23 protein-coding genes and 1 tRNA gene are annotated in these 22668 nt (G+C 67.8%); 10 read left to right on the top strand and 14 right to left on the bottom strand.

Going from position 1 to position 22668, the window contains the following annotated elements; translation table 11 throughout:
• The first annotated feature begins 5 nt into the window (after positions 1 to 5).
• A tRNA-Ile gene (locus AC1Q6V_RS05250) sits at positions 6 to 84 on the top strand.
• A gap of 60 nt (positions 85 to 144) precedes the next feature.
• Here the strand turns inward: AC1Q6V_RS05250 and AC1Q6V_RS05245 are convergent.
• From AC1Q6V_RS05245 to AC1Q6V_RS05235, 3 genes are all read right to left on the bottom strand, one after another.
• Positions 145 to 2391 carry a phosphocholine-specific phospholipase C gene (locus AC1Q6V_RS05245; protein WP_010813632.1) on the bottom strand — a complete coding sequence of 749 codons (2247 nt, stop codon included), beginning with the start codon at positions 2389 to 2391 and terminating at the stop codon, positions 145 to 147.
• A gap of 32 nt (positions 2392 to 2423) precedes the next feature.
• Positions 2424 to 2615 (bottom strand): hypothetical protein, encoded by a 192-nt coding sequence (locus AC1Q6V_RS05240; protein ID WP_454751400.1) that lies wholly within the window; start codon positions 2613 to 2615, stop codon positions 2424 to 2426.
• A 139-nt stretch (positions 2616 to 2754) separates the two neighbouring features.
• Positions 2755 to 3264: a nucleoside deaminase gene (locus AC1Q6V_RS05235; RefSeq protein ID WP_454751401.1), complete on the bottom strand. Its 510-nt coding sequence runs from the start codon at positions 3262 to 3264 to the stop codon at positions 2755 to 2757.
• Positions 3265 to 3556: 292 nt separating this feature from the next.
• Between AC1Q6V_RS05235 and AC1Q6V_RS05230 the strand changes: the two genes are divergently transcribed.
• Both AC1Q6V_RS05230 and AC1Q6V_RS05225 read left to right on the top strand, forming a co-directional pair.
• Positions 3557 to 4474 carry a LysR family transcriptional regulator gene (locus AC1Q6V_RS05230; RefSeq protein ID WP_439670825.1) on the top strand — a complete coding sequence of 306 codons (918 nt, stop codon included), beginning with the start codon at positions 3557 to 3559 and terminating at the stop codon, positions 4472 to 4474.
• Between the two features lie 78 nt (positions 4475 to 4552).
• Positions 4553 to 4906 (top strand): DUF1428 domain-containing protein, encoded by a 354-nt coding sequence (locus AC1Q6V_RS05225; protein ID WP_010813628.1) that lies wholly within the window; start codon positions 4553 to 4555, stop codon positions 4904 to 4906.
• Positions 4907 to 5434: 528 nt separating this feature from the next.
• Here AC1Q6V_RS05225 and AC1Q6V_RS05220 read toward each other — a convergent pair.
• Entirely contained in the window at positions 5435 to 6214 is a 780-nt protein-coding gene (locus tag AC1Q6V_RS05220) for an IclR family transcriptional regulator domain-containing protein (protein WP_454751402.1), read from the bottom strand.
• A gap of 180 nt (positions 6215 to 6394) precedes the next feature.
• On the opposite strand from AC1Q6V_RS05220, the gene AC1Q6V_RS05215 reads away from it, so the two are divergent.
• Positions 6395 to 8023, top strand: a complete 1629-nt coding sequence (locus tag AC1Q6V_RS05215) for an acyl CoA:acetate/3-ketoacid CoA transferase (RefSeq protein ID WP_010813625.1) — start codon at positions 6395 to 6397, stop codon at positions 8021 to 8023.
• A gap of 152 nt (positions 8024 to 8175) precedes the next feature.
• Here AC1Q6V_RS05215 and AC1Q6V_RS05210 read toward each other — a convergent pair whose 3' ends face one another.
• Positions 8176 to 8322: a hypothetical protein gene (locus tag AC1Q6V_RS05210; protein WP_010813624.1), complete on the bottom strand. Its 147-nt coding sequence runs from the start codon at positions 8320 to 8322 to the stop codon at positions 8176 to 8178.
• Positions 8323 to 8640: 318 nt separating this feature from the next.
• Here AC1Q6V_RS05210 and AC1Q6V_RS05205 point away from each other — a divergent pair, with 318 nt between their 5' ends.
• Entirely contained in the window at positions 8641 to 10143 is a 1503-nt protein-coding gene (locus tag AC1Q6V_RS05205; protein ID WP_176844223.1) for a DEAD/DEAH box helicase, read from the top strand.
• 62 nt (positions 10144 to 10205) lie between these two features.
• Here the strand turns inward: AC1Q6V_RS05205 and gluQRS are convergent, their stop codons facing one another.
• Both gluQRS and AC1Q6V_RS05195 read right to left on the bottom strand, forming a co-directional pair.
• Positions 10206 to 11138, bottom strand: coding sequence for a tRNA glutamyl-Q(34) synthetase GluQRS (gene gluQRS, locus AC1Q6V_RS05200; protein WP_454751403.1), 933 nt, complete (start codon positions 11136 to 11138; stop codon positions 10206 to 10208).
• A gap of 11 nt (positions 11139 to 11149) precedes the next feature.
• Positions 11150 to 12070, bottom strand: coding sequence for a LysR family transcriptional regulator (locus AC1Q6V_RS05195; RefSeq protein ID WP_010813621.1), 921 nt, complete (start codon positions 12068 to 12070; stop codon positions 11150 to 11152).
• A gap of 152 nt (positions 12071 to 12222) precedes the next feature.
• On the opposite strand from AC1Q6V_RS05195, the gene AC1Q6V_RS05190 reads away from it, so the two are divergent.
• Together AC1Q6V_RS05190 and AC1Q6V_RS05185 are read left to right on the top strand one after the other, a co-directional pair.
• Positions 12223 to 12921, top strand: a complete 699-nt coding sequence (locus AC1Q6V_RS05190) for a pirin family protein (protein ID WP_058696653.1) — start codon at positions 12223 to 12225, stop codon at positions 12919 to 12921.
• A gap of 178 nt (positions 12922 to 13099) precedes the next feature.
• Positions 13100 to 14095 carry a CobD/CbiB family protein gene (locus AC1Q6V_RS05185; RefSeq protein WP_010813619.1) on the top strand — a complete coding sequence of 332 codons (996 nt, stop codon included), beginning with the start codon at positions 13100 to 13102 and terminating at the stop codon, positions 14093 to 14095.
• A gap of 25 nt (positions 14096 to 14120) precedes the next feature.
• Here the strand turns inward: AC1Q6V_RS05185 and AC1Q6V_RS05180 are convergent, their stop codons facing one another.
• From AC1Q6V_RS05180 to AC1Q6V_RS05170, 3 genes are read right to left on the bottom strand one after another with little or no spacing between them, the layout of a single operon-like run.
• On the bottom strand, positions 14121 to 14426 hold the full coding sequence (locus tag AC1Q6V_RS05180) for a putative signal transducing protein (protein WP_010813618.1): 306 nt from the start codon (positions 14424 to 14426) through the stop codon (positions 14121 to 14123).
• 33 nt (positions 14427 to 14459) lie between these two features.
• Positions 14460 to 15431, bottom strand: coding sequence for a ribosome small subunit-dependent GTPase A (gene rsgA / locus AC1Q6V_RS05175; RefSeq protein ID WP_010813617.1), 972 nt, complete (start codon positions 15429 to 15431; stop codon positions 14460 to 14462).
• Positions 15428 to 16675, bottom strand: a complete 1248-nt coding sequence (locus AC1Q6V_RS05170; protein WP_010813616.1) for a M48 family metallopeptidase — start codon at positions 16673 to 16675, stop codon at positions 15428 to 15430. Before AC1Q6V_RS05170 ends, rsgA begins: the two co-directional genes overlap by 4 nt.
• A gap of 227 nt (positions 16676 to 16902) precedes the next feature.
• Here AC1Q6V_RS05170 and orn point away from each other — a divergent pair, with 227 nt between their 5' ends.
• Both orn and AC1Q6V_RS05160 read left to right on the top strand, forming a co-directional pair.
• Positions 16903 to 17529, top strand: coding sequence for an oligoribonuclease (gene orn / locus AC1Q6V_RS05165; RefSeq protein ID WP_058696652.1), 627 nt, complete (start codon positions 16903 to 16905; stop codon positions 17527 to 17529).
• Between the two features lie 95 nt (positions 17530 to 17624).
• Positions 17625 to 18506 (top strand): AEC family transporter, encoded by an 882-nt coding sequence (locus AC1Q6V_RS05160; RefSeq protein WP_010813614.1) that lies wholly within the window; start codon positions 17625 to 17627, stop codon positions 18504 to 18506.
• Positions 18507 to 18554: 48 nt separating this feature from the next.
• On the opposite strand, the gene mog is transcribed toward AC1Q6V_RS05160, so the two are convergent.
• Positions 18555 to 19193: a molybdopterin adenylyltransferase gene (mog, locus tag AC1Q6V_RS05155; RefSeq protein ID WP_010813613.1), complete on the bottom strand. Its 639-nt coding sequence runs from the start codon at positions 19191 to 19193 to the stop codon at positions 18555 to 18557.
• The gene (yjgA, locus tag AC1Q6V_RS05150) at positions 19190 to 19810 is read right to left on the bottom strand and encodes a ribosome biogenesis factor YjgA (protein ID WP_010813612.1); all 621 of its coding nucleotides are present in this window, start codon (positions 19808 to 19810) and stop codon (positions 19190 to 19192) included. The genes mog and yjgA overlap by 4 nt, the downstream gene beginning before the upstream one ends.
• Before the next feature lie 49 nt (positions 19811 to 19859).
• On the opposite strand from yjgA, the gene pmbA reads away from it, so the two are divergent.
• The gene (pmbA, locus tag AC1Q6V_RS05145; protein WP_010813611.1) at positions 19860 to 21227 is read left to right on the top strand and encodes a metalloprotease PmbA; all 1368 of its coding nucleotides are present in this window, start codon (positions 19860 to 19862) and stop codon (positions 21225 to 21227) included.
• 65 nt (positions 21228 to 21292) lie between these two features.
• Here the strand turns inward: pmbA and AC1Q6V_RS05140 are convergent, their stop codons facing one another.
• Positions 21293 to 21793 carry a dihydrofolate reductase gene (locus AC1Q6V_RS05140; protein WP_010813610.1) on the bottom strand — a complete coding sequence of 167 codons (501 nt, stop codon included), beginning with the start codon at positions 21791 to 21793 and terminating at the stop codon, positions 21293 to 21295.
• Positions 21790 to 22584, bottom strand: coding sequence for a thymidylate synthase (locus AC1Q6V_RS05135; RefSeq protein ID WP_454751404.1), 795 nt, complete (start codon positions 22582 to 22584; stop codon positions 21790 to 21792). The genes AC1Q6V_RS05140 and AC1Q6V_RS05135 overlap by 4 nt, the downstream gene beginning before the upstream one ends.
• Positions 22585 to 22668 lie beyond the last annotated feature (84 nt).

Genomic DNA, 22668 nt, shown 5'->3' with positions numbered 1-22668 from the left:
TCCAAGGGCCTCTAGCTCATGCCTGGTTAGAGCAGCGGACTCATAATCCGTTGGTGCCGTGTTCGACTCACGGGAGGCCCACCAATGTGAAAAAGGACTGCAGGTTGATACCTGCAGTCCTTTTTTTTTGCCTCGAACTACTGCTCAATCCTGCGCCGTCACCATCCCCATCGCCGGATCGCTAACCGTATGCCTGCCGTTCTCCACCCGCCCCGCAAAGCGGCGATAGAACGCCGGGTCGCTGTCGCACGTCACCGCGAAGTCATACCACTGCCCGCTTTCCTCCAGCGACCAATGCACGGACTTGCTGTCATTGGCGCCGACAGTGACCGGCCACGGGCCATCGGTTCGGTACGCGAGCGCCTGGATGCTGAAGTGGCAGGCCTTGCGGCCGGCGTTGATCAGGTCGACATAGACATCGCCATTGGCAATGTCGTAGCAGACGCGGATCTCCGGTGCGATGCCGGTGTCGCCGATGCGGTTGGTATCGCCGCGGAAATGGCGGTGGAAGCCGTTGGGGCCCAGTACCCACAGGTCGTATTGCCCGGCGTTGTCCTGGAACACGTTCCAGGTGTCGCTCAGGGACTTGCGGGCTTCCACGACATAGCGGCGCGGAATGCGGCCCAGCTGGTGGCGGTCGTAGACGTGGAACACCGCGGCTTGCGTGCCGGTGTTGGCGAATACCAGTTCGACCTGCCCCACGGCGCTGCAGCGCGCGCTGGTGTGCAGCTCGTACGGCAGCGCGCGTGACGGGCGGGTGCCGGTGGCTTGCAGCGGCAATTGCATGTCGACCGGCAGCGGCACCGCGGGCAGTGCCTGCTGGGCCTGGCGCAGCTGGTCGGCGCCGCTGCGCGTGGTGCGGCCACTCAGCGTGGGCAGGGCTTCCGAGTTGGGCGTCTTGAAGTTGAACGCGCTGGTCAGGTCGCCGCAGACGGCACGGCGGAACGGGCTGATGTTGGGTTCGGCCACGCCGAACCGCGCTTCCAGGAAGCGCAGCACGGAGGTGTGGTCGAACACCTGGGAATTGATCCAGCCGCCGCGGCTCCACGGCGAGATCGCGTAAAGCGGCACGCGCGGCCCGGGACCGTAGACGCGGCCGTCAGCAGCGGGCTGGGTCCGGCTGCCCGGTGGCGCCGGATGGTTGAAGTATTCGGCCTGCATCTCGGCATCGCTCAGCGTCGCCTTGCCGGCCAGCGTCTTGTCGGGGTTCACCGACGGCGCCGAGGGGGAAGGGACGTGGTCGAAGTAGCCGTCGTTCTCGTCGAAGTTGACCAGCAGCACGGTCTTGCTCCAGACCTCGGGCACGGCGGTCAGCGCGTCCAGCACTTCCTGCAGGAACCACGCGCCCTGAACCGGGCTGGACGGGCCGGGATGCTCGCAGTAGATCGACGGTGCATTGATCCACGATACCTGCGGCAGCCTGCCTTCCTTGATGTCGCGGCGGAAGGCGTCGAGGTATTCCTCGGGTCTGGTGCCGGGCAGGGTGTTGGCCACGCCCTTGTACAGCGGATTGGCGGCATTGTCGGTGGCCGCATCGTAGGCGTGGTACGGCAGTGGCTGGCCGGTGTTGGCATAGGGCGCGCCCGGCGCGCCGCCGCTGGATACCGGAAAGCCCGAGGCCAGGTTGGCCTTGCGGAACTGCTGGAACGCGCCCAGCATGTTGTCGCCCCATTCGTCCGGCATGTTCTGGTAGCAGATCCAGCTGATGCCGGCTGCTTCCAGCCGCTCGGCATAGGTCTTCCAGGTGTAGCCGGTGTTGGCCGAGGCGGGCAGGCCGTCGATCGCGTCCCACTCATTGTTGACGAAGGCGACGTTGGCTGCGGTCGGGCCGTTGGTGCCGGTCAGGTGGAATGAACGGTTCGCGTCAGTGCCCGTATGCATCGAGCAGTGGTACGCGTCGCACAGCGTAAACGCATTGGCCAGTGCGAACTGGAACGGGATCTCCTTCTCCTTGAAGTAGCCCATCGAGGTATTGGTCTTGTACGTCGGCCAACTGGCCATGCGGCCGTGGTCCCAGGCCTGCTGGCTGTCCACCCACGCATGCGGCGTGCCGGCCGCGCGCTGCGCGTTGTTGTTGGTGCCATCCAGGTGATACGGGGTCAGCACGGCGCCGTTGGAGCGCTGTTGCTGCCATACCTTGCGCGCATTGGGCAGGGGGATGGTGAAGCGGTCGCCGAACCCGCGCACACCCTTGAGCGTGCCGAAGTAGTGGTCGAAGGAACGGTTCTCCTGCATCAGGATCACCACATGCTCGACATCCTTGATGGTGCCGGTGGCATTGTTGGCCGGGATGGCCAGGGCCTTGCGGATGCTGGGCGGGAACGCGGCCAGTGCGGCGGCGGCGAAGCCGGTGCCGGCTGCGGCTTGCAGGAAGTTGCGGCGAGAGACCATGGTCTTGTCGGATGGCGTCGGGACTTGCGTTGTCAGGGGGCGCAGCGGATCACGGGGTCGGGCCGCTGGTCCGGCTTCTTGCCGGGCTGTTCCGGTTGTGCGTTCGGCGTGACAGTCGCACTCGGCGACAGGTTGCCGCCGCCGTCATCGCCACCGCATGCGGTGAGCAATGCCGCCGCGATCAGGGTCGCGGCCAGGGTTCTTGGAAGTTTGCAGGGGAGCATCGGGTTCGCCTGGCTGGGTGGGTGTGGCGGCTGCTGGGAGCCGGAGCCAGGCGAGTGTAGGAAGGCGGGGTGACGTGTCGATGACAGAATGTCCAACGCCGATCGGTGCCGTCCGTCGGGCGGACGGCAGGCAGGATGGCTACTTCCAGAAGCCCGCGTGCGGTGCCGCGGCTTCGTCCTCGAGCACCGGCCCGACCACGTCCACCTGGCGCTGCCCGCGCGCGAACACTTCGCGGCAAGGCAGCGAGAAGGTGGGGTTCTCCGGGTGGTCGCCGGTCAGGCCCAGCAGCTTGTGTTCTGACAGCGCATAGACCACGCGCCCGATGCCGGTCCAGTAGATCGCGCCGGCGCACATGCAGCACGGCTCCGCGCTGGTGTAGAGGGTGCAGTCGGCCAGTTGCTCCGGCGGCAGCGCACGCGCGGCCTGCGCGGCGGCGACCAGTTCGGCGTGCTGGGTCGGGTCGCCCTCCGGCGGCATCGAGTTGTTGCCGGCGCTGGCGATGATGTTGCCGGCCTGGTCGGCCACCAGCGCGGCGAACGGATGGCGGCCGCGAGCCCTGGATGCATCGGACAGCGCGATCGACTGGCGCAGCAGTTCCAGGTCGAGCGGCGACAGTTCAGCGCCGGACGGGTCTGTGATTCGGGTCATGCTTGGGGTCTCCGGTTGGGGAAAGGGATCAGGGCGTGCTGCAGGCCGAAGCTCGCCAGCTGGTGCAGCGGCAGGATTTCATCGACCGGGCGTACCGGTGTCGGGGTCTTCATGGGCTTGTCTCCTTTTTCGATGGAAGCCGCTTCCGCCTCTGGCAGGGCGGATTGGGCAGCGCCGGCCGGGATTGCCGGGATTTGTGATCCCTCGGCCGTTGCGGCATCATCTCCGCAACTTCATCGGTACAACAAATCAATACCTATCGATCCAGTCGATGGGTCGCGGGAGGGTGGCCATGCGTTTTTCGCTGGACCAGTTGCAGGTATTCGCACTGGTGGTTGAGACAGGCTCCTTTTCCGCCGCCGCGCGGCGCCTGGGCAAGACCCAGTCCACGGTCAGTGCGGCGGTGGCCAACCTGGAGATCGACCTCGGCGTGCCGCTGTTCGACCGCAGCAGCCGCAATCCGGCGCTGACCGGGGCCGGCCGCAAGCTGCTGACCGAGGCCGAAGCCGTGCTGGAGCGTTGCCTGTCGCTGCAGGCCCATGCCGCCAGCCTGGCCGATGCCAACCCGCCCGGGCTGACGCTGGCGATCGAAATCCCGTACCACGCGGTGATGCCGGTGCTGGCCGAATTCGAGCGGGAGTTTCCGTATGTCGACCTGACCATTCGCAATCCGGTCTACGGCGATGTCAGCGAACTGGTGCTGCAGGGCGAGGCCGAGCTCGGCATCGCCTTCGCGCAGCCGCACTACGCGCCGGAACTGGCCTTCGTGCAGTTGGGCAAGCTGATCATGGTGCATGTGGTGCACCCGGGACACCCGCTGGCCGGGCGCGAACAGGTCTCGTTTGCCGACCTGCACGCCTATCGGCGCCTGGCCTTCAGCGCGCATGCCGACAAGCTGCCCACCAGCGAATACCTGCGCGCGGCGCGGGTGTGGCGCGCCGAAAGCTACCTGGCGCTGGTCGAAATGGTGAAAAGCGGGCTGGGCTGGGCCACACTGCCGCGGCAACTGGTGCGCGCGGCGCTGGAGCGCGGCGAACTGGTGGAACTGGACCTGGCGGCCTATCCGTACACGGACTGGCTGGTCAGCGTCGACCTGATCTGGGCGAAGTCGGGCCGGCCGCAGGGCCGGGCCGAGCAGTGGCTACGGCAGCGCTTCCGGGAAAACATGGTGTTCGAGGTCGACCGGCGCGGGCAGCGGACCACCCGCTGAGGGCGCGGCGATGGACTATGGTAGTCATCGCGCGTTTGATCCGATTCGCACGATTCAATCTGACCAGGAGTGAAGCCCATGTCCTATATCGACGGATTTGTACTGGCCGTTCCCCAGGCCACTCGCGAGACCTATCGCCAGGTGGCGCAGAAGGCAGCCGCGGTGTTCAAGGAGCACGGCGCGCTGAAGGTGGTGGAATGCTGGGGTGACGATGTGCCGGAAGGCAAGGTCACGTCCTTTACGATGGCGGTGCAGCGCAAGGAGGATGAGGCGGTGGTGTTCTCGTGGATCCTGTGGCCGTCACGCGAGAAGCGCGACACTGGCATGAAGGCGGCGATGGCCGACCCGCGCCTGAAGGAAGGCATGGATCCGATGCCGTTCGACGGCCAGCGGATGATCTTTGGCGGCTTCGAGGTGATTGTCGACGAGTGAGCGCGCCGGGCGCCGGCGTGGCAGCGCCGGCGCGCAGCAAGCGAGTTCAGATCAGGTGGAAGACCATGCCCAGGGCAATCGCGCCACCCAGGGTTTCCACTGCTGCGAGGGCGAGAAGGTTCTTCAGTACGAAAGCGTCTTCTTTCTTCGTCACCATGGTCTGTCTCCCGGTCATTGGACTTGTTCTGAGGCACCATCGGCTGCGGCGATCCGGCGTTTGCGGTGCCAGGCCGTCGATGTGAGTCCAGTAGACCGCATCCGGACGTTGGCCGGAAGCTGGCGAAAACCCGCTCGGCGAAAACCCGGATTCCTTCAGGAATGTGACAGGGCCATGATTGACAGGCTTCGCAGGGCGCGTTTGCGGCCTGCCGGCAACGCGGCATGGCAATGGCCCACATTTGGGGGATGTCCGCCGTGGCGCGATGCGCCAGGATCAAGGCGTGGGTGGTCGAGCAGATTGCCCCGCTACCATTTGAGCCCCGCTGCCTCCCCGGCATGCGGGGCTTTTCTACATGGGCCGCGGGCGCCTCAGCGCGCCTGCAGGATGGTTTCGATGCGGGCGGCGGCCTCGCGCAGCGGCCCCAGGAAGCGCGTCTCCAGCTGGGCCTGGTCGCGGCTGCCCAGCACCATGCTGAAGCCCAGCCCGGCCACCGCCTTGCCGGCCTGGTCGCGCAACGGCACCGAGATCCCGGCGTAGCCGTCCACCAGCTCGCTCACCAGCACACAGTAGCCGTCGGTGCGCACCTGCCGCAGCGTGCGCGCCAGCGCCGTGCGCGAGCTGACCGTGAACGGCGTCAGCTTGCGCAGCGTGGCGCCTGCCAGGTAGGCCTCGAGCGCGTCATCGTCCAGGCCGGCCAGCAGCACGCGGCCAAGCGAATGCGCATAGGCCGGCATGCGCCGTCCCAGCGCCATGTCCACGCGCAGCAGCTGGCGCGGCTCCTCGCGCGCCACCAGCACCACGGATTCCGCATCGAGCACGCCCACCGAGCAGCTTTCGCCCAGGGACTCGCACAGCCCCTGCAGGTAGGGCCGCGCCACCTGCGGCAGGCTCATCGAGGCAAAGTAGGCATAGCCGAGCTCCATCACCCGCGGCGTCAGCGCAAAGTGGCGGCCGTCCTGCGCCACGTAGCCGTTGTGCTCCAGGGTCAGCAGCAGCCGGCGCGCGGCGGCGCGGGTCACGTCGAGCTGCTCGGCGACGTCCTGCATGGTCAGGCGTTCCGCGCCGCCGGCGAACAGGCGCAGCAGCGCCAGGCCCTTGCTCAGCGATTCCAGCAGTTCGTCTTTCTTGGCGGCTTCGGCTTGCGGCATTTCGGCTCAATACGGGGAAATGGAGCGGAAATCACATGATTCTCCATGCCGCGCCGGACTTGCGCCAGCGGCCGGCATGTCCGTATGATAGCGTTTTCCGAACAAATGTTCGCAAAACAAAATTCACGGAAAAACGTGCCGCCACCGATGCGGGACGGCACAACGAAACCGGAGACAGCAATGAAGGTGATCACCGCACGCGAAGCGGCGGCACTGGTGCAGGACGGCTGGACCGTGGCCAGCGCGGGCTTTGTCGGCGCCGGCCATGCCGAGGCCGTGACCGAGGCGCTGGAGCAGCGCTTCCTGCAGAGCGGGCTGCCGCGCGACCTGACGCTGGTGTACTCGGCCGGGCAGGGCGACCGCGGCGCGCGCGGCGTGAACCACTTCGGCAATGCCGGCATGACCGCCAGCATCGTCGGCGGCCACTGGCGCTCGGCCACGCGGCTGGCCACGCTGGCCATGGCCGAGCAGTGCGAGGGCTACAACCTGCCGCAGGGCGTGCTGACGCACCTATACCGCGCCATCGCCGGCGGCAAGCCCGGCGTGATGACCAAGATCGGCCTGCACACCTTCGTCGACCCGCGCACCGCGCAGGATGCGCGCTACCACGGCGGCGCCGTCAACGAGCGCGCGCGCCAGGCCATTGCCGAGGGCAAGGCATGCTGGGTCGATGCGGTCGACTTCCGCGGCGACGAATACCTGTTCTACCCGAGCTTCCCGATCCACTGCGCGCTGATCCGCTGCACCGCGGCCGACGCCCGCGGCAACCTCAGCACCCATCGCGAAGCCTTCCACCATGAGCTGCTGGCGATGGCGCAGGCGGCCCACAACTCGGGCGGCATCGTGATCGCGCAGGTGGAAAGCCTGGTCGACCACCACGAGATCCTGCAGGCCATCCACGTGCCCGGCATCCTGGTCGACTACGTGGTGGTCTGCGACAACCCCGCCAACCACCAGATGACGTTTGCCGAATCCTACAACCCGGCCTACGTGACGCCATGGCAGGGCGAGGCAGCGGTGGCCGAAGCGGAAGCGGCACCGGTGGCTGCCGGCCCGCTCGACGCGCGCACCATCGTGCAGCGCCGTGCGGTGATGGAACTGGCGCGCCGTGCGCCGCGCGTGGTCAACCTGGGCGTGGGCATGCCGGCAGCGGTCGGCATGCTGGCGCACCAGGCCGGGCTGGACGGCTTCACGCTGACCGTCGAGGCCGGCCCCATCGGCGGCACGCCCGCGGATGGCCTCAGCTTCGGTGCCTCGGCCTACCCGGAGGCGGTGGTGGATCAGCCCGCGCAGTTCGATTTCTACGAGGGCGGCGGCATCGACCTGGCCATCCTCGGCCTGGCCGAGCTGGATGGCCACGGCAACGTCAATGTCAGCAAGTTCGGCGAAGGCGAGGGCGCATCGATTGCCGGCGTCGGCGGCTTTATCAACATCACGCAGAGCGCGCGCGCGGTGGTGTTCATGGGCACGCTGACGGCGGGCGGGCTGGAAGTCCGCGCCGGCGACGGCGGCCTGCAGATCGTGCGCGAAGGCCGCGTGAAGAAGATCGTGCCTGAGGTGTCGCACCTGAGCTTCAACGGGCCCTATGTGGCGTCGCTCGGCATCCCGGTGCTGTACATCACCGAGCGCGCGGTGTTCGAGATGCGCGCTGGCGCAGACGGCGAAGCCCGCCTCACGCTGGTCGAGATCGCCCCCGGCGTGGACCTGCAGCGCGACGTGCTCGACCAGTGCTCGACGCCCATCGCCGTGGCGCAGGACCTGCGCGAAATGGATGCGCGGCTGTTCCAGGCCGGGCCCCTGCACCTGTAATCCTGTCATTCGCGGCCGGCCGGGCAAGCACCGCCGCCATATGCATCAGTCAGACGGGCCGGCCATGACCGGTTCGCGAGGAGGCTCGCCAGGATCCGTCATGACATTACTGAACCGCTGTCGCTTCATCCCGGCGCGGCACTGAGCCGCGCTCAGGCGGGCTGCTGCCCTTGCGCCTGGCTGGCCGGCAGCGCCGGCAAGGGCAGCGCCGGCTGGCAGGCGGCCGCGGCCAGGCCAAGGAACTGGCTGGAGGTGCGCAGGAACTGCTGGCAGGTCTGGCGGAAAAGCTCGAAGTCCATGTAGGTCTCGGTGAGTTGGGGTGGCGCGGTCCGGCCGTGGCCGCCGCGCCGCCGGCATCTTGCGTGGTGGATATGACAGTTTCTTGAAATCCCGCCAGCCTGTGCCGCCATCTGTCGCGCCAGTCGCACGGCGCTGCCAGAATGCCCACTGTGCTGGCAGAGGTGCTAAAATGTAAGTCTTTGATTCTCTTGGCCAAATGCTGCAGCCAGCATGGCCGTGCCGGAACCCTCCCGGCGCCAGGCGAGAGTCAGGGCGAGATGAGTTCCAGACGCGTATCCGTTTGTGCCGGGTTCGCCTCCCGCCAGACACCGATACCCATGACCACTACGAACGCACCAGAAGCCACTACCGCGGGGCAGACCGCCGTGCAGACATTCGACAGCTTTGGCCTGGACGCGCGCATCCTGCGCGCCTTGTCCGAGCAGGGCTACACCACGCCCACCCCGATCCAGGCACAGGCCATCCCGGTCGTGCTGATAGGCAAGGACATGATGGGCGCCGCGCAGACCGGCACCGGCAAGACCGCGGGCTTCGCGCTGCCGATCATCCAGCGCCTGCTGCCGCTGGCCAATGCCAGCGCCTCGCCGGCGCGCCACCCGGTGCGCGCGCTGATGCTGACCCCCACGCGCGAACTGGCCGACCAGGTCTATGACAACGTCGCGCGCTACGCCAAGCACACCGACCTGCGCAGCACCGTGGTGTTCGGCGGCGTCGACATGAACCCGCAGACCGACGCCCTGCGCCGCGGCGTGGAGATCCTGGTGGCAACGCCCGGCCGCCTGCTGGACCACGTGCAGCAGAAGTCGGTCAACCTGTCGCAGGTGCAGATGCTGGTGCTGGACGAAGCCGACCGCATGCTCGACATGGGCTTCCTGCCGGACCTGCAGCGCATCATCAACCTGCTGCCGGCGCATCGCCAGACGCTGCTGTTCTCGGCTACGTTCTCGCCGGAAATCAAGCGGCTTGCCTCCAGCTACCTGAAGCACCCGGTCACGATCGAAGTGGCACGCAGCAACTCGACCAACGAGAACGTGCGCCAGATGGTGTACCTGGTCGAAGACGGCCACAAGCAGGCGGCGGTCGTGCACCTGCTCAAGCAGCGCGCCGAGCAGGGGCTGTCGCGCCAGTGCATCGTCTTCGTCAACAGCAAGATCGGCTGCTCGCGCCTGGCGCGCCATTTGGAGCGCGAGGGCATCAACGCCGCCGCCATCCACGGCGACAAGACCCAGACCGAGCGCATGCAGACGCTGGAAGGGTTCAAGAGCGGCACCATCGACGCGCTGGTCGCCACCGACGTGGCCGCGCGCGGGCTGGATATTCCCGACATGCCGTGCGTGGTCAACTTCGACGTGCCGTACAGCGCCGAAGACTATGTGCACCGCATCGGCCGTACCGGCCGGGCCGGCGCCAGCGGCGATGCGCTGTCGATCTACGTGCCGGGCAATGACGAGCGCCTGCTGTCCGATATCGAGAAGCTGATCAAGCGCAGCATCCCGCGCGGCAAGCTGGAAGGCTTCGACCCGACCGGCGAGCGCGCCCGCCAGGGCGATACCGAGCGCCGCCGCGAGCGTAGCGACGTGCGTCGCGCGCGCGGCAACGGCGAGGGCGAAGAGCGTCCGCGCCGCCACGAGCACAGCGCCAACCGCCAGGTGTTCCGTGCCTCGGATGATCCGTTCTTCTCGCGCCCGTACGAGCCCAGCGCCGCCAGCGTCGCCCAGGCCAAGGCGGCCGATGAAGTCGCCGCCGCGCTGAGCCGCGGCCGCCAGGCGCCCAAGCGGCCGGTGGCTGCCCTGCTGGGCGGCGTGCCGCGCAAGTCCTGATCTGATCCTGCCGTAGCTGAAAATGGCCCGCCTGCGCGGGCCATTTGCTTTTGGGGGGGGCGCTATCCGTGCGGGGGTCGCGGCAGATCGGCCAGCAACTGGCGCCACCCGTCGGTGGCGCGCGCAAGCCAGTCCTTCACATTGTCCGCGCGGTTCGACAGCCCCAGGTGAGTGCCGGCTTCGCGCAGCGCGTCCAGCGGTGCGGTGGTGTCGATTGCCTGCGCACCGCTTTGCTTGCTCAGCTTCTCGCCGGTTTCGTTGACCACCACTGGCACGTGCAGGTACGCCGGCGTGGGCAGGCCCAGCAGGTGCTGCAGGTGGATCTGGCGCGGCGTGGAGTCGAGCAGGTCGGCGCCGCGCACGATATGCGTGATGCCCTGCAAGCCGTCATCCACCACTACCGCCAGTTGATACGCCCACAGCCCGTCCGCGCGGCGCAGCACGAAGTCGCCCAGCTCGGTTTCCAGGTCCTGGCACTGGCGGCCCTGCCAGCGGTCGTCGAAGCACAGGGTGGCGGCCGGGCCGTCCGGCACGCGCACGCGCCAGGCGCGCGGCAGCTTGCCGTTCAGGCCGTGGCGGCAGGTGCCGGGATAGCCCAGGGTCTGGTGCCGCTCGCGCACGTGCACCAGTGAGTCGGCGATCTCCTTGCGCGAACAGCCGCACGGGTAGAGCTGCCCGGCGGCGTCGAGGCGGCGCAGCGCATCGGCATAGAACGGCTCACGCCGGCTCTGCCATACCGGCGGCTCGTCCGGCGCCATGCCCAGGCGTTCCAGCGTGAGCAGGATGTCGTCGTCCGCGCCGCGCACGCAGCGCGGCATGTCGATGTCCTCGATGCGCACCAGCCACTGGCCGCCGTGCGCGCGCGCGTCCAGCCAGCTCGCCAGCGCGGTGACCAGCGAGCCCATATGCAGCGGCCCGGTGGGCGAGGGGGCGAAGCGGCCGCGATAGCCGGTCGCGGCAACCGTCATTGCTGCCGTCGTTGCTGTCACTGCCATGAGACCTGCCCTCAGCCGGCGAAGTCGGGTTGCTGCAGCAGTGCCTGCGCCAGGCGCGGGTCTTCCAGCTTGCTGGCCCACCACTGCAGCGCCTTGCCGCGGTTGCTGGTGCGCCAGGCTACCTTGAAGTTGCCGGGCGCGCGCACCTCGACGGTCTCGCGTGCCTGCAGTACGCCGCTTTCGATATGGGGTTGCGCCATCGGCGCCGGCAGCCAGCCGCAGCCCAGCCCACGGATCTGTGCCTCGAGCTTGTCGCGCATGGTGGGCACCACCAGCACGTCTTGCCCGGCCAGCACGCCATGGGTACGCGCCGGCAGGTTGCGCGAGGTGTCGCCCACCGCGACGATGCGGTGCCTGGCGATCTGGATGGTGGTGAGCGGGCCTTCCTCGGTGGCCAGCGGATGGTGCGCGGCAACCGCGAACACGAACGGCATCGAGCCCAGTGGCCGGATCTGGAAGCCCTGCGTGCTGGGCGCATCGTAGGCGCCGCCGATCACCAGGTCGGCGCGGTTGTTGACCAGCGCATCCCAGGCGCCGCCCAGCACTTCCTTGGAAAAGCGCAGCCGGGTGGCGGTGTTCTCGGCGTAGAAGTCGTGGATCACCGGCAGCAGCGCGCGGAAGTTGATCAGGTCGTCGACCACGATGGTGAGGGTAGCCTCCCAGCCGGTGGCCAGGCGCTTGACGCGCCGTGCCAGGTCATCGGCGGCATGCAGCAGGTGGCGGCCCTCATCGAGCAGGGCGCGTCCGGCCGGCGTCAGCTCGGCGCGGTGGCGGCGCCGGTCGAACAGCAGCACGTCCAGGTCTTCTTCCAGCTTGCGCACCACGTAGGTCAGCGCGGAAGGGACCTTGCCCATCTCGTGGGCGGCGGCGGCAAAGCTGCCCTTGCGTTCGATGGCGTCGAGGACTTCGAGGGATTCTAGCGAGAGGGCCATGTTCAGAAATTCTGAATGACTGCTTCTAAGTCGATCCCCGTAAATATACGCCTCAAGCCCTAAACTTCCTAGCATCAAAGCGAAAACGTATGCCGCGACACGGTTACCAAGCCAGTGCTTGCGGGCAAACAGGCTCAAGGAGGGCCATCAAAATGATTGAAATCAGAAAGTCTGCAGAGCGTGGTTACGCCGATCATGGCTGGCTGAAGTCCTTTCATTCGTTCTCGTTCGCCGACTACTATGACCCGCGGCATGTGCAGTTTGGGCCACTGCGAGTGATCAACGAGGACCGCGTCGCGCCGGGCATGGGCTTTGGCACGCACGGCCACCGCGACATGGAGATCATCAGCTACGTGCTTGAGGGCGAACTGGCCCACAAGGACAGCATCGGCAACGGCAGCGTGATCCGCCCTGGCGATGTGCAGCGCATGAGCGCCGGCACCGGCGTGCGCCATTCGGAGTACAACCACGCCGCGCACGACACCACCCACTTCCTGCAGATCTGGATCATGCCGGCCGAGAATGGCATCGAGCCCGGCTACGAGGAAAAGCATTTCGACGCAGCCGACAAGCGTGGCAAGCTGCGCCTGGTGGCCAGCGCCGATGGTGCCGAGGGCTCGGTGGTGGTCCACCAGGACGTGCGCCTGTACGCCGGCCTGTTCGATGGCGACGAGGCTGCCACGCTGGCGCTTGCGCCGGGCCGCCGCGCCTATATCCACGTGGCGCGCGGTCGGGTGACGGTCAACGGCAAGGCGCTTGAAGCCGGCGACGCGGCGAAGCTGGAAGCCGAGGGCGAGGTCGCGCTGTCCGGCGGCGATGGCGCCGAAGTGCTGGTGTTCGACCTGCCCTGAGCATCGTTCATTGCCGCATGCGAGAGCCCGCCTTCGGCGGGCTTTTGCTTTTTGCATTGCGCGCCGGGCTCCGGCAGGTACCGCTGTGCTATCTTCTCGCTATGCATTGCGCCTGCGCCGGCACATCGCCGGCAAGCCCGGAAGGGCCAGGCGTGCCCTTGGAACACCCCGTACCAAGATGACCTTTGTTTCCATTCTCCTGGCGCTGATCGCTGAACAATTCCGCGCCCTGGGCCGCAACAACCCGATCCACGAGATCGTGCGCGCACTCGGCGACCGCGCGGAACACGCCTTCGACACCGGCCGCCCGCGCGATGCCGCGCTGGCCTGGCTGACCGTGGTCCTGCCGCTGACCCTGGCGGTGATCGTGGTGCACTACCTGCTGGCCTCGATCAGCGTGGCGCTGACGCTCGCCTGGAATGTGCTGGTGCTGTACATGACGCTGGGCTTTCGCCAGTTCAGCCACTACTTCACCGACATCCACGAGGCCCTCAACCGCGATGACGTCCATACCGCGCGCACGCTGCTGCACGAGTGGACCGGCCTGGACACCGTCGAGATGCCGGTCTCCGAGATCGTGCGGCACACGCTGGAGGCGGCCATCATCGCCGTGCACCGGCATGTGTTCGGCGTGTTCTTCTGGTTCCTGGTGCCGGTCGGCCCCGGCGGGGTGGTGCTGTACCGCACCGCCGAATACCTGAGCCGCCACTGGAACCAGCCCTCGACCGAGCGCAGCCCCGCGCTGGGCCGCTTTGCGGCGCGCGCCTTCTATTTGCTGGACTGGATTCCGTCGCGGCTGACGGCGATCGGCTTTGCCATCGTCGGCAACTTCGAGGACGCGGTCTACGCCTGGCGCAACCATGCGCGCAAGTGGAACGATGCCGTCAACGGCATCCTGCTTGCCAGTGGGGGCGGGGCGCTGGGCGTGCGCCTGGGCACGCCGCTGGCCGAGGATGATTCCACCGTGGTGCTGCGCGCCAGCGTGGCTGGCCCGGCCGTGGACTATGCGCCCGGCATGGAAGAGGAAAACGGCGGCCCGGAACCGGTGCCGCCCGAATTCGGCACCGAGCCCGGCGTGCGCACGCTGCAGTCGGCCGTGGGCCTGGTATGGCGCGCGGTGGTGCTGTGGATGCTGCTGCTGGCGATGCTGTCGCTGGCGCTCTGGGTCGGCTGACCAGCGTTAAAAAGGGGGCGGCGCGCTAGTCGCGGGCCGCGCCGCAGCGCCAGCAGGCCCCGAACTGGGCCTCGTGCCACTCCAGGCAGTGGCGGCATTGCCAGCTCGGCCCCGGCGCCGGGTTGGCGGCGGCATTGAGCACCGCCCACGCCTGCGCTTCCATCTCGTCATCGACCAGCCACACCTGTGGCGCACTCTCCCGGAACGGGATCTCGCCGGTCGCGCCGGCCAGCCAGGTATTGCGCAATTCCGCCCGGATGCCGGCCGCCCGCAGGACGTTCCGGCAATGGGCTGCATGGACGAGGGAAGTGGCGGACAGCAGCAGTTTCATGGCAGCGCACCGGGTAACCCAGGTGCGCTTACCTTACCACGGCTTCTGCTGGTTGGATTCGTGCAGCAACTGCATGTAGAGCTGGTGGCGGCGCTCGGAGATCGCTCCCGAGGCGACCGCGGCCAGCACGCCGCAGCCGGGCTCGTTGACGTGGTGGCAGTTGTAGAAGCGGCACCCGGTCAGCAGCGGGCGGAACTCCGGGAAGGCGCGCTCCAGCATGCCCTCGCTCAGGTGGTACAGGCCGAATTCCTGGAAGCCCGGCGAATCGATCAGCGCACCCTGATGGCCGTCCACGGTGCCCCATTCGGCCGGCAGGTGATAGAGCCGCGTGAAGGTGGTGGTGTGCTTGCCGGAGTCGAGCTTGGCCGAGATCTCGCGGGTCTGTGCATCCACGCCCGGGATCAGCAGGTTCAGCAGCGACGACTTGCCCATGCCCGATTGCCCGATCAGGATGCTGGCCAGCCCCGCCAGGCGCGGCTTGAGCGCGGCCAGCGCCTGCGCCGGGTCGGCGCGGACCGACAGCTCCAGCGTGTCGTAGCCCAGCCCGCGGTAAAGCGCCAGGCGCCCTCGCGCTTCTTCGAGCCGGTCGGGCAGGTCGGTCTTGTTGAGCACGATCAGCGGCCGGATCTCCATGGCCTCGGCCGACACCAGCGCGCGGCCGAGCAGGTCTTCGGAGAAGCCCGGCTCGGTTGCCAGCACGATCACGACCTGGTCGATATTGGCGGCCAGCAGCTTGGACTTGAACTGGTCGGAGCGGTGCAGCAGGTTCTTGCGCGGCGAGGCCGCGGTGATCACGCACTGGTCGGCGGCGGCGCGTTCCACGCTGACATGGTCGCCCACCGCGCAGTCGCTCTTCTTGCCGCGCGGGAAGGCATGCATGCGCGTGCCGTCGCCCAGCTCGACCACGTAGTGGCGGCCATGGGCGGCGATGATCAGCGCGGATTCGGTGGCCGTGCCGGCATGGCTGCCGCCGCCGGCGTTGCGGTGACGCGTGGCGCGGCTCATGCGTGCGCCAGCAGGCGGTCGATCCGCTGCGCGGCGGGCGGATGCGAGTAGTAGAAGGCGCTGTAGAGCGGATCCGGCGTCAGCGTCGAGGCGTTGTCCTTGTACAGCTTCACCAGCGCCGACACCAGGTTGCCGGCATCGGTCTGGTCGGCGGCAAAGGCGTCGGCCTCGAACTCATGGCGGCGCGACGACAGGCTCGACAGCGGCCCCAGCAGGAAGGTGAACACCGGCAGCGCCAGGAAGAACAGCACCAGCGCCAGCGCGTTGTTGGACACGCCCAGGTTGGGCACCACGCCCAGCCCGGTGTAGAACCAGCTGCGCGTGGCCAGCCAGCCCAGCAGCGCCAGGAACACCAGGCTCAGCGCAAAGGTGACGACGATGCGCTTGGTCACGTGGCGGCGCTTGAAGTGGCCCAGCTCATGTGCCAGCACCGCCTCGATCTCGTCGCCCGACAGGCGCTCCAGCAGCGTGTCGAAGAAGACAATGCGCTTGGCCGCGCCGAAGCCGGTGAAATACGCATTGCCGTGGGCGCTGCGCTTGCTGCCGTCCATCACGAACAGGCCCTTGCTGGCAAAGCCGCAGCGCTTCATCAGGGCCTCGATGCGCTGGCGCAGCGATTCGTCGGTGAGCGGCTCGAACTTGTTGAACAGCGGTGCGATAAAGGTCGGGAACACCACCAGCAGGAACAGGTTGAAGGCCATCCACACCAGCCAGGTCCAGACCCACCACAGCGAGCCGGCGCGCTCCATCAGCCACAGCACCGCCAGCAGCAGCGGCAGGCCCAGCGCGCAGGCCACCACCAGCATCTTGGCCATGTCGGCCAGCCACAGGCCGAACGTCATCTTGTTGAAGCCGAAGCGCTGCTCGATGCCGAACTGGCCGTACAGCGAGAACGGCAGGTCCACCAGCCCGCCGATCAGCGCCACGCTGGCCACCAGCGCCACGCCATAGGCATAGCCTGGGCCGAAAGTGTCCAGCCAGGACTGGTTGAGCCACTGCAGCCCGCCCAGCATGGTGAAGCCGATCAGCACCGCGGCCCCGGCCAGCACCTCGAGCATCGACAGCCGGGTGCGGGCGATGGTGTAGTCCGCGGCCTTCTGGTGCGAGGCCAGGCTGATGGTGTCGGCAAAGCGCGGCGGCACCGCATTGCGGTGCTGCGCCACATGCCGGACCTGGCGGGCGGCCAGCCAGAGCCTGGTCAGCACCATCAGCACCAGGGCGGCGAGAAAGACAATCGTGAACATCGGCAAGAGCCTTGTTGTGGGTGCGGGCGCCCCGCATTGTGCGCGGCGGGCGTCCGTTGGAACCGCCGAGCCCCGGGGTGGGGCAGGCGGTGGTCCAGGATATCCGGAAAACACCCCGGCGCTGGTGCGCAAACGGCCATTCCGGACGGATATGCGAGAATTATAAATTGTTCGCGCCCGCCCCCGCCGCGGCCGCTTCCCTGAAATCCCTATCTTCCGCAGTCCCGATGACAAGCCAAGCCACCGCCAAATCCGTCAAAAGCGAAAACAACCTGATCTGGCTGGACATGGAAATGACCGGCCTGCAGCCGGATACCGATCGCATCATCGAAATCGCGATCGTCGTTACCGACTCCGAACTCAATATCCTGGCGGAAGGCCCGGTGCTGGTGATCCACCAGAGCGACGCCGTGCTCGATGGCATGGACAACTGGAACAAGGGCACCCACGGCCGCTCGGGCCTGATCGACAAGGTCAAGGCATCGACCCTGACCGAAGAGCAGGCCGAGGCCGAGCTGCTGGCCTTCCTCAAGCGCTGGGTGCCGGCCAGCAAGTCGCCGATGTGCGGCAACTCGATCTGCCAGGACCGCCGCTTCATGGCGCGCTACATGCCCAAGCTGGAGGCCTTCTTCCACTACCGCAACCTGGACGTGTCCACGCTGAAGGAGTTGTGCAAGCGCTGGGAGCCGGCCATCCACAAGGGCTTTATCAAGCGCCAGCTGCATACGGCGCTGGCCGACATCCTGGAATCGGTCGAAGAACTGCGCTACTACCGCACGCACTTTATCCGGCACACCGCGCCGGGCGCCGCACCGGCAGCGGACGCGCCGGCCGCCGACACGCCCGCGCAATAAGCGGGGCCGGCTGCTCCCGGAACAACAACCCACTGCAAGCGACGGGCCGCCCGCACGGGGCGGCCGCCGCCGGGGCGCGTCCCGCCCGCCTGCCCATGCTTGAGCGCATCGTCTCCATCATCACGCCGGTCATCCTGATCATCCTGGTCGGGTGGCTGTACGGGCGCAAGGCCCATCCGGACATGGCCGGCATCAACCGCGCCACGCTGGACGTGATCGCACCGCTGCTGGTGGTGTCGGCCTTCGTCAGCAAGGATTTCGTGCTGGCCGACCAGCTGGTGCTGCTGGGCTGCGCGGTGGCGGTGGTGCTGGGCTCCGGCGTGCTGGCGTGGGCGCTGGCGCGGCTGCTGAAGGCCGATCCGCGCACCTTCGTGCCGCCGATGATGTTCAACAACTGCGGCAACATGGGGCTGCCGCTGTCGGTATTTGCCTTCGGTCCGGCGGGGCTGGCGCCGGCGGTGGCGCTGTTCGCGGCATCGAACCTGATGCACTTCACCATCGGCATGAAGATCGTCAACCGCCATGCGTCGATGGCGCAGATCGCGCGCAACCCCATGGTGCTGGCCACCGTGGCGGGCGTGGCGCTGGCGCTGGCGCGGCCATGGTTCACGCTGCCGGACCCGGTATACCAGTCGGTCAAGCTGCTGGGCGACGCCACCGTGCCGCTGATGCTGTTTGCGCTGGGCGTGCGCATGAAGGACGTGAGCCTGCGCAACTGGGGCATGGGCCTGGTCGGCGCCGCGGCCTGCCCGCTGACGGGAATCGCGGTGGCGCTGCTGCTGGCGCAGTGGGTGCCGCTGACCGAATTGCAGCGCGGCCTGCTCTTTGTGTTTGCCGCGCTGCCGCCGGCGGTGCTGAACTTCCTGGTGGCGGACCATTTCCGGCAGGAGCCGGACCAGGTGGCGTCGATCGTGCTGCTGGGCAACATCGCCGCGGTGGTGTTCGTGCCGGTGGGGTTGTACCTGGGCTTGCGCTGAGGCGCGGGGAAGGGGAGCCCGCAGGCGCGCGCCTGCGGGGATTGGCGATTACGCCGCGGGCTTGGCCCGCACGGCGTTCTTCGGGCGCCAGGCCTTGACCACGGCCTCATCGGTTTCCATGTAGGGGCCGCCGATCAGGTCGATGCAATACGGCACCGCAGCAAAGATCCCTTGCGCCACGGCCTTGCCATCGGCATCGCGCAGGCCCTCCAGGGTCTCGCGGATGGCGCGCGGCTGGCCGGGCAGGTTGACGATCAGCGCGGCGCGGCTGGCGGTCTCGCGGATCACCGCCACCTGGCGCGACAGGATCGCGGTCGGCACGAAATGCAGGCTGACCTGGCGCATCTGCTCGCCGAAGCCGGGCATTTCCTTGGTGCCCACGGCCAGCGTGGCCTCTGGCGTCACGTCGCGGCGCGCCGGGCCGGTGCCGCCGGTGGTCAGCACCAGGTCGCAGCCGGCCACGTCGACCAGGTCGATCAGGGTGCGCGAGATCTGCGCCTGCTCGTCCGGGATCAGCCGCTCCACCGCCTGCCAGGGCGTGGTCAGCGTGCGCCCGAACCACTCGCGCAGCGCCGGGATGCCTTCGTCCTGGTAGGTGCCGGCCGAGGCGCGGTCCGAGATCGAAACGAAGCCGACAACGAGTTCATCGGGATGGTTGCGGACTACCGGCTGCGTGGTCTGGGTCATGCCTCGGGCTCCGGGGTAGGGGGTTGGTCCGCGGCGGCGCCGGCCTTGCCGTCCTTCGCATCCAGCGCCGTCTTGATCGCCTGGAACAGCTCGCGGAAATAGCGCGGCGGCTTGCCTTGCTCCTTTTCCTTGCGCGCGTTGCGGATGGTATTGCGCAGCGCCTGCACGTCGATGCCGGGGTGCTCGGCGAGGAAGCGCGTCAGCGCCGCGTCGTCGGCCAGCAGCAGCTCGCGCCAGCGCTCGATCAGGTGCATGCGGGCGGTTTCGGCCTTGCTGGTGCCCTTGAAGCCCTCCAGCGCTTGCCGGATCACCTCGACCTCTTCGTCGTCGAGGCCGCGCATGATCTTGCCCACGAACTGCATCTGGCGGCGCTTGCCCTCGTGGCTGTTGATGCGGCGGGCCTGGTGGATGGCGTCGGCGAGCGCTTCGGGCATGGGCACGCGCGCCAGGCGGTCCTTGGCCAGGGCTTCGAGCTCGGCGCCAAGGTCCTGCAGGGCGGTCATTTCGCGCTTGCGCTGCGACTTGCTTTTCGGTTCGTCGTCTTCCGGTTCGGGCGCAAAGCCTCCGGGAAAGCGCGAGCCATTCGGATTACGGGAATTTCGCGTCATGCCCGGCATTTTATCTTGCTATGATTGCCGCTTGGACTTTTGATGACACCCGCCCAGCATGGACCAGATCGCAGAACAGACCGCGCACTTCACCTACACCCAGGCCCAGCTCAGCGAGATGGCCGCCGATGTGCTGCGCGTTGCACGCGAACTTGGGGCGACCGACGCCGCCACCGAGATCTCCGAAGGCAGCGGCCTGTCGGTATCGGTACGCAAGGGGCAGGTGGAAACCATCGAGCAGAACCGCGACAAGGTGGTCGGGGTCACGGTCATGATCGGCAAGCGCCGCGGCAATGCCAGCACCTCGGACTTCTCGCCGGCCGCGCTGCGCGCCACTGCCGAGGCCGCCTACAACATCGCCCGCTTCACGGCCGAGGACGATTGCGCCGGCCTGGCCGAGGAAGAACTGCTGGAACGCGCGCCGCAGGACCTGGAACTGTTCCACCCGTGGGCGCTTGACGCCGAGCGCGCCATCGACATTGCCACCCGCGCCGAGGCCGCCGCCTTCGCGGTGTCGCCGCGTATCCGCAACAGCGACGGCGCCAGCGTGTCGGCGCAGCATTCGCAGTTCGTGCTGGCGACCACGCGCGGCTTCTCGGGCGGCTACCCGTATTCGCGCCATTTCATCTCGTGCGCGCCGATCGCCGGCAGCGGCAGCGGCATGCAGCGCGATGACTGGTACTCGTCCAAGCGCTCGCCGCTGGCGCTGGCCGCGCCCGAGGACATCGGCCGCTACGCCGCCGAGCGCGCGCTGGCGCGGCTGCAGGCGCGCCAGCTGTCCACGCGCCGCTGCCCGGTGCTGTTCGAGGCGCCGCTTGCCGCGGGGCTGCTGGGCGCCTTCGTGCAGGCGGTGTCGGGCGGCGCGCTGTACCGCAAATCCACGTTCCTGTGCGATTCGCTGGGCCAGGCCGTGTTTGCGCCGCATATCCAGATCCATGAGCAGCCGCACACCCCCGGCGCCATGGGCAGCGCCCCGTTCGACGAGGAAGGCGTGCGCACCCGTGCCCGCGACGTGGTCCGCGACGGCGTGGTGCAGGGCTATTTCCTGTCGACCTATTCCGCGCGCAAGCTCGGCATGCAGACCACCGGCAACGCCGGCGGCTCGCACAACCTGACACTGACCAGCTCGCTGACCGAGCCCGGCGACGACTTCCCGGCGATGCTGCGCAAGCTCGGCACCGGCCTGCTGGTGACCGAGCTGATGGGGCAGGGCGTCAACTACGTGACCGGCGACTATTCGCGCGGCGCCTCGGGCTACTGGGTCGAGAACGGCGTGATCCAGTACCCGGTGGAGGAAATCACCATCGCCGGCAATATGGCCGAGATGTTCCAGCAGATCGTCGCCATCGGCGCGGACTCGCTGGTGCGCGGCACCAAGGAAACCGGCTCGATCCTGCTCGAGCAGATGACGATTGCCGGCACCTGAGCGGCGCGCGCCACCCAAAAAAAAGCAGGCCTGACGGCCTGCTTTTTTATTGCCCGCGCAACGGCTTACGACTCGTCCGACGGCGGCCGCTCGTACGTGACGAACGCATAGTCGAAGCCATTGGCCTCCGAATGATGCGTCTCGCGCGCGGTCTCCACCCATTGGGTGCGGTCGATCGCCGGGAAGAAGGCATCGCCTTCCACATCCGCATCGATCTCGGTCACCACCAGCCGGTCCGCGCATGGCATGGCCTCGGCGTAGAGCTGCGCGCCGCCGATCAGGAAGATCTGCTCCGCGCCCACGCACAGGCGCTGGGCATCTTCCAGCGAGGCCGCCACCTCGGCGCCCTCGATGCGCAGGTCCGGGTTGCGGCTGACCACGATATTGCGGCGCCCCGGCAGCGGGCGGCCGATCGAGTCCCAGGTCTTGCGGCCCATGATCACGGGCGCGCCCATGGTGGTGCGCTTGAAGTGCGCCAGGTCTTCCGGCAGGCGCCACGGCAGCGTGTTGTCGCGGCCGATGGTGTTGTTGCGGGCGCGGGCGACGACCAGTGTCAGCAGCGTCATACGGCCACCGGTGCCTTGATGGCGGCGTGCGACTGGTAGCCGGCCAGTTCAAAGTCTTCGTAGCGGTAGTCGAAGATGCTGTCGGGCTTGCGCAGGATCTTCAGCTGCGGCAGCGCCAGCGGCTCGCGCGCCAGCTGGGTCTGCACCTGCTCGAAATGGTTGTTGTACAGGTGGCAGTCGCCGCCGGTCCAGACGAAGTCGCCCACTTCCAGCCCGGTCTGCTGCGCCATCATGTGGGTCAGCAGCGCATAGCTGGCGATATTGAACGGCACGCCCAGGAAGATATCGGCGCTGCGCTGGTAGAGCTGGCACGACAGCCGGCCATCGGCCACGTAGAACTGGAAGAACGCGTGGCAGGGCGGCAGCTTCATGCGCGGGATGTCGGCCACGTTCCAGGCCGACACGATCAGGCGGCGCGAATCCGGATTGGCGCGGATCTGCGCCACCAGGTCGGTGATCTGGTCGATATGTCGGCCGTCCGGCGTCGGCCACGAGCGCCATTGCGAGCCGTAGACCGGGCCCAGTTCGCCGTTCTCGTCGGCCCACTCGTCCCAGATGGTGACGCCGTGCTCCTGCAGCCAGCGCACGTTGGTCGAGCCCTGCAGGAACCACAGCAGTTCATAGATGATCGACTTCAGGTGCAGCTTCTTGGTGGTCACCACCGGGAAGCCTGCGTGCAGGTCGAAGCGCATCTGGTAGCCGAACACCGAGCGCGTGCCGGTGCCGGTGCGGTCGGCCTTGTCGGTGCCATGCTCGTACACATGGCGCATGAAGTCGAGGTACTGTTTCATCGGCGCGGGGCGGGATCGGGAGTGACGCGGGTACTGGTCCCGCAAAGCTGGCATTTTAAAGCAAAAGGGCCATCCCTCAGGATG

It is taken from the genome of Cupriavidus sp. GW823-FHT07B10 (assembly GCF_058794355.1).
Note: the sequence above shows the minus strand (reverse complement) of the source record. Positions and strands in the feature narration are given on the sequence as shown.